Here is a 6,140-nt window from a genome sequence, read left to right on the forward strand (position 1 = left end):
TGATGTGGCCGCCCGACCGACGCATTCTCAGGCGGGACCGCCCGGGCCCGCTCCGCCCCCTTGGAGGCGCTCCAGGTCGGACGGGCGGACCTGGATGGCCACCAGTGCGATCAGCGCGGCCAGCGCGGTGAAGACCGCCGCCATGATGAACGCGGCCGACACCCCTGCGGTCAGGATCTCGTCGGCGAAGGGTGGCGGCAGCTCCCCCGTGCGCTGGAACCGGACCTGCTCGGCCGGTGTCGCCTGCTGGAGGAAGAGCGGGATCTGCTGCTCGGCCTCGTTGGCGCTGGCCGTGCCGTACATGGTCACCAGGATGGACAGCCCGAGCGAACCGCCCACCTGCTGTGTGGCGTTGAGCAGACCCGAAGCCGCCCCCGTCTCCTGCGTGGAGACGTTGGACAGCGCCATCAGCGTCAGCGACACGAACTCCATGCCCATGCCGAGGCTGAACACCAGCATCGGCCCGAGCACACTGCCCGCGTAGGTGGAGTGCACGTCGGTGAGCGTCAGCCAGGCCAGTCCGGCCGCGGCGAGAAGGCCGCCGAGCACCATGAACGGCTTGGGCCCGAACACCGGCAGGAACCGCGAGGCCAGCCCGGCCCCGATCGCGATGACCGCACTGACCGGCAGGAACGCCAGCCCCGCCTGCAAGGGGCTGAAGTCCAGCACGTTCTGCACGAACAGGGTCAGGAAGAAGAACATGCCGAACATCGCCGCGGCCAGGCACAGCATGATCCCGTACGTCCCCGCCCGGTTGCGGTCGGCGAACATGTGCAGCGGCGTGATCGGCTGCCGGGACCTGCGCTCGATCGCGATGAACACCGCCAGCACGACGGCGGCCGCGCCGAACGACGCCAGCGTCAGGGCGTCGCGCCAGCCGTCCTGCGCGGCGCGGATGAACCCGTAGACCAGCAGCACCATGCCGGCCGTCGAGGTGAGCGCACCGGCCAGGTCGAAGCGGCCCGGATGCCGTTCGGACTCCTTGATCCGGCGCGGTGCGGCGAAGGCGATCAGCAGGCCGATCGGCACGTTGACGAACAGCACCCACCGCCAGTTGAGCCACTCCACCAGCATTCCGCCGGCCAGCAGCCCGATGGCGCCGCCGCCCGCCGAGACCGCGGCGAACACGCCGAAGGCCCGGTTGCGTTCCGGCCCTTCGCGGAACGTCGTGCTGATCAGGGCGAGCGCGGTCGGCGAGGCGATGGCACCGCCGACGCCCTGCAGGGCGCGCGCGGCGAGGAGTTGACCGCCGTTCTGCGCCAGCCCGCCCAGCAGGGAGGCGAGCACGAACAGCAGCACGCCGAAGATGAACACCCGCCGCCTGCCGAGGATGTCACCGGCCCGCCCGCCGAGCAGCAGCAGCCCGCCGAACGTGAGCGTGTAGGCGTTCACCACCCACGACAGGCTGGTCGTGGAGAAGTCCAGGGAGCGCTGGATGTGCGGCAGCGCGATGTTCACGATGGTGATGTCCAGCACCACCATCAGCTGACACGAGGCGATGACCAGGAGGGCCATCGCGTTCCCGCCGCCGCCGGACCTCTCGGCGGTGGTCTGCCGGGCTGCGGGTGCCGGACGTGGTCCACCGGTCATGCGGAATCGCCCCTTCGGGAGTCCACCCGTCCGACGCTACGCCCGGGTGGTACACCCCACCACTCGCCCCGCCCTCACCCGGGCAGCCGCGGCCCCCAGCCACCGCCATGCCCGGCCCCCGCCCTCACCCGGGCGACCGCCACCCCCACGCCACCGCCATGCCCGGCCCCAGTTCGGCGAGGAGCGGCGAGTCCAGATAGGCCAGAGCCTCGTCGACCACCTTGTCGTCCACCCGGCCCGTCGCCACCAGTTCGGGCCGCATCCGGCTCCAGGTCTCCGACCAGAAACGCGCCAGCGGTCCGCCCGAGGCCAGCGTCACGGAGGCGGGCGTGTAGGCGCGCCCCCCGCCCTCGCCGAGCGGGGCCCCTCCGGCACGTCCAGCTCCATGGGCGCGCCCTGCGGATCGACGATCACGGGGGCGGGATGTCCCGCGCGCACCGCCGTGCACAGCCGGGACACCGGGTCGTAAACGGTGATCGCGCAGGTCGCCACATGGGAACCGCAGGTCGGCGAGGGCGGGTCGAGCAGGGAGGCGACCTCGTCCAGATGGGTGAGCAGCTCGTCGGGCTCCAGGTCCCGCAGGGCCAGGGCGCGCAGCGAGAGCCGCAGCTGCCCCATCGTGGCCGCCGCCTCGATGCCGTGGCCGTTGACGTCGCCGACGACCAGGGCGACCCGCGCGCCGGACAGCGGGATCACGTCGTACCAGTCGCCGCCGGCGCTCTCCGGCAGATACACATGGGAGGTCTCGGCGGCGGAGAGCTGCGGCAGCGTGCCCGGCTGCAGCCGGCGCTGCAGCGCGGAGGCCACCATGTGCTCCCGTCGGTAGCTGCGCGCGTTGGCCAGATGGGCGGCCCCGGCGGACGCGGCCTGCCGGGCCACCTCCAGATCCTTTTCGGTGAACGGATCGGAGCGGTGCCGGTACAGGGACAGCAGCCCCAGCACCGCCTCCTGGGCCACCAGCGGGGCCACGATCATGGAGTGCACCCCGGGCTCCACCAGCGGCGCAAGCCCGCCGGGATCGGCACCCAGCCACGACATACCCGGCTCCACCTGGACCAGCCGGGCCTCGGCGTCGGCCAGCGCCTGGGTGTACGGGGTGGGGTAGGGGAAGGCCTTGCTGTCGCCCTTCTCGCGCAGCGTGCGCGAGGCGGTCGCGGGAGCGTACGCGACGCGCCGCAGCGGTGTGTCCGACGGCACCGGACCCGGCTCGGGGTGCCCCCACCCGGCGGGCGGCTCGTCGATCAGATCGACACAGGCCGCGTCCGCGAAGTCCGGCACCAGCGCCGTCACCAGCTCCTCGGCCGTCCTGTCGACGTCCAGGGTCGACCCGACGGTGCGGTGCACCCGGCTCAGGACCGCGAGCCGTTCGGCGGCCGCCTCCCGCTCGCTCACGTCCTCCAGCACCGCCACCACGGCCGTCGTGCCGTCCCGCGGGTCGCGCACCGGGAACAGCGATATCTCCACGGTCTTGGGGTGCTCGGGGTCCGACGGCGCACGCCCCCGCACCAGACGGTTCCGCAGCGGGCGCCCGGTGGAGAGGGCCTCGTCCATCAGCTCCTTGATCTCGTCCGGCGCGAACTCGGGGGCGAACTCGTCGACGGTGTGCCCGATGATGTCCTCGGGCGGGAGGTCCCGCACCCCGCGCCCGGCGGAGTTGTACCTCAGCACCCGGTGCTCGGAGTCGAGGACATACAGCCCCTGGGGCGAATTGCCGAACAGCGCGTCCAGTATGAGCGAGTCGTCCACGGCATCGGGGTCCATGACGTCCTCCCTTCACCACCGCCCCGCACTCACCTTCTCGCATCGTCCCGCCACGGCAACTCGGCCGCCGCACCTCACCCGCCCCCGGCGCTCAGGAACGGTGCATGCACTCGGGTGACACACGGTGCGCAACGGCGCTCGCGACGCGGAAAGTCCCCGCCCGGCCGGTTGGATTCATCCCGACGCACGACCGAAGTGAGGGCGCATGACGAACGCGACGGCGGAGGCGGACCGGCCGGAGGGACTGAAGCCCGACGCGATCGGGTTCCTCGACGCACTCGTCATCGGGCTCAACGCGACCTCCCCGGCCTACTCCCTGGCCGCCGTCGTCGGCCCCATCGCGGTGCTCGTCGGGGTCTACGCCCCGGGCGTGATGCTGGCGTCGTTCGTCCCGATGCTGCTGATCGCCTCGGCGTTCTACTACCTCAACCGCGTCGACCAGGACTGCGGCACCACCTTCTCCTGGGTCACCCGCGCCATGGGCCCCTGGGCGGGCTGGCTCGGCGGCTGGGCCATCACCATGACCGGCGTCCTGGTCGTCGGCTCACTGGCCGACGTCGCCGTCACCTTCGCCCTGCTCGCGGTCGGCCTGGACAGCTGGGTGGAGAACGAGGCGGCCCGGCAGACACTCGCCGTGCTGCTGATCATCGTGATGACGGCCGTGTGCGTGATCGGCACCGAGGTGTCCGCCCGGGTGCAGAACGTGCTCATCGTGGCCCAGGTGGTCTGCCTGCTGATCTTCGCCGTGGTCGCCCTGTACCGCGTGTACGCCGGCACCGGCTCCCTGGGATCCACCGAACCGTCGATCGACTGGCTGAACCCCTTCGGCGCCGGAGGCGCCTCACTGACGGGCGCGCTGCTGCTGGGCGTGTTCATCTACTGGGGCTGGGAGTCGGCGGTCAATCTGACCGAGGAGACCGAGAACTCCGTCAGCGCCCCCGGCAAGGCCGGCGTCTGGTCGACCGTCGTGCTGCTGGTGACCTACCTGTCGGTCGCCATCGCCGTCGTTGCCTACGCCGGCACCGCCTTCCTCACCGAGAACGCCGACGAGGAGGAGTTCATCTTCTCCCTGCTCGCCGACGAGGCGATGGGCGGCTGGGACTGGATCGTCCTGCTCGCCGTCTCCACCTCCGCGATCGCCTCCACCCAGACCACGATCATCCCCGCATCCCGCACCGCCCTGTCGATGGCCCGCAGGCACGCGCTGCCCCATCACTTCGCGCGCATCCACCCGCGGTTCCGCACCCCGGACGTCAGCACCTGGTGGGTGGCCGCCATCGCCATCGTCTGGTACGTGGTCGTCGCCCAGATCAGCGAGAACGCCCTGTTCGACTCGCTCACCGCCCTCTCGCTGCTGATCGCCTTCTACTACGCCCTCACCGGACTGGCCTGCGCCGTCTTCTACTCCGCCATCTCACCGAGAGCGTCAAGCAGTTCTTCCTGATCGGCGTCGGACCGGTGGTGGGCGCAGGACTGCTCACCTGGCTGCTGGTGGAGTCGGTCATCGACATGGCCGACCCGGCGAACTCCTACAGCGGGGTCTCCTGGTTCGGCCTCGGCCCGCCCCTGGTCATCGGCATCGGCATCTCCCTCGCCGGAGTCGTCCTCATGATCGTCATGCGGTTCGTGTCACCGGTCTTCTGGTCGGAACGCCCCACGGTCGCCGACCCGGAACTCGTCCACCGCAAGGAGTCCTGAGATGTCCCTGGTCCTCGGCTACGACGAGTCCCCCGGCGCCGTCCGCGCCCTGCACGTCGCGATCGAGCTGGCGGCCGCGCTCCACGAGCCCCTGGTGCTGGTCTACGGCGCCGCCGCGCCGGGCGCGCTGGGGGAGGAGTACCGCACCCATCTGGAGGCCCTGCACGAGGCCGGCCGCAAGGTGCTCGGCCATGCGGTCGGCGTGGCCGAGGGCGCGGGCGTTCCGACGACCGTGGAGGTGCTCGACGAGAAACCGGCCCAGGCCCTGCTGGACGCCGCCCTGCGCCACGGCGCCCGCTTCATCGTGGTGGGCAGCTGGGGGGAAAGCCCGGTCCGCGGCGCCCTCCTCGGCTCGACACCCCACAAGCTGCTCCACCTGTCGCCGGTGCCGGTCATCTGCGTGCCGATGGAGGAGGGAGAGGAGTGAGGGAGAGGAGTGAGGGGGAGGAGTGGGGGAGAGGAGTGAGCGGGCGGCATCGCGACCGCCGCAGCCGGGCAGCCTTGCCTCATGCAAACGAACGCGAACGCTGATTCCGGCGTCCACGTCTGCTCCCTGAAGGCCCACACTCCCCAGCGGATCCGGCCCGGCACGACCTACCAGGTCGTCAGATTCCCGTTCGGGTCGGCGGAGCCGTACGACCGCTTCGGGATGCACCAGGCCGAGCAGCCCGACGGCCATGTGGTGGACGACTGGGCGAACGACGACCGCAGCGGACTGATATGGCCGTCCAAGCCGGGCTGGGGACACCTGTACGCCATGCTCCAGTGGGAGGCCGGCGGCTACACCGAGCTGCGCGACCAGTTCGTCCGCGACCCGCTGGGCCTGACCCCCGACCCCGAGGACACGACGGCCACCGAGCATCGCAGGCCCACGCCCGGCGGCCAGTACTACGTGAAGAGCCACGGCATCTTCGTCGACCCCGACACCCCCCTGGCCCTGCGCGTCACCCACAACGACTCGGGCCCCCGGCGGCTGACACTCGCCGAGTTCAAACTCGTCATCCACGACGTCGCCTAGTGCTGTGACCGCATAGGTTCGCCGGGTTGGTGGTTGGGGCGGTTGGATGAACGGTGACGTTCGATCCGACTGC

Annotated in this window: 5 protein-coding genes and 1 pseudogene; 3 read left to right on the forward strand and 3 right to left on the reverse strand. The window is 71.3% G+C overall.

What is annotated here, in order from left to right:
• Positions 1-27 precede the first annotated feature (27 nt).
• From ABD198_RS11035 to ABD198_RS11045, 3 genes are all read right to left on the reverse strand, one after another.
• On the reverse strand, positions 28-1,590 hold the full coding sequence (locus ABD198_RS11035) for an MFS transporter (protein ID WP_343999870.1): 1,563 nt from the start codon (positions 1,588-1,590) through the stop codon (positions 28-30).
• Between the two features lie 124 nt (positions 1,591-1,714).
• Positions 1,715-1,909, reverse strand: coding sequence for a hypothetical protein (locus tag ABD198_RS11040; protein ID WP_343999872.1), 195 nt, complete (start codon positions 1,907-1,909; stop codon positions 1,715-1,717).
• Positions 1,906-3,351: a SpoIIE family protein phosphatase gene (locus ABD198_RS11045; RefSeq protein WP_343999874.1), complete on the reverse strand. Its 1,446-nt coding sequence runs from the start codon at positions 3,349-3,351 to the stop codon at positions 1,906-1,908. The genes ABD198_RS11040 and ABD198_RS11045 overlap by 4 nt, the downstream gene beginning before the upstream one ends.
• A 205-nt stretch (positions 3,352-3,556) precedes the next feature.
• Between ABD198_RS11045 and ABD198_RS11050 the strand changes: the two are divergent.
• The 3 genes and pseudogenes from ABD198_RS11050 (at position 3,557) to ABD198_RS11060 (ending at position 6,067) form a co-directional block, all read left to right on the forward strand.
• Positions 3,557-5,049: pseudogene (locus tag ABD198_RS11050) on the forward strand (APC family permease).
• A gap of 1 nt (position 5,050) precedes the next feature.
• Positions 5,051-5,476 carry a universal stress protein gene (locus tag ABD198_RS11055; RefSeq protein WP_343999876.1) on the forward strand — a complete coding sequence of 142 codons (426 nt, stop codon included), beginning with the start codon at positions 5,051-5,053 and terminating at the stop codon, positions 5,474-5,476.
• Positions 5,477-5,557: 81 nt separating this feature from the next.
• Positions 5,558-6,067 (forward strand): hypothetical protein, encoded by a 510-nt coding sequence (locus ABD198_RS11060; protein WP_343999878.1) that lies wholly within the window; start codon positions 5,558-5,560, stop codon positions 6,065-6,067.
• The last annotated feature ends 73 nt before the right edge of the window (positions 6,068-6,140 follow it).

Origin of the sequence: Streptomyces thermocarboxydovorans (genome assembly GCF_039524635.1) — a bacterium.
In the GTDB taxonomy this organism is placed as follows: domain Bacteria; phylum Actinomycetota; class Actinomycetes; order Streptomycetales; family Streptomycetaceae; genus Streptomyces; species Streptomyces thermocarboxydovorans.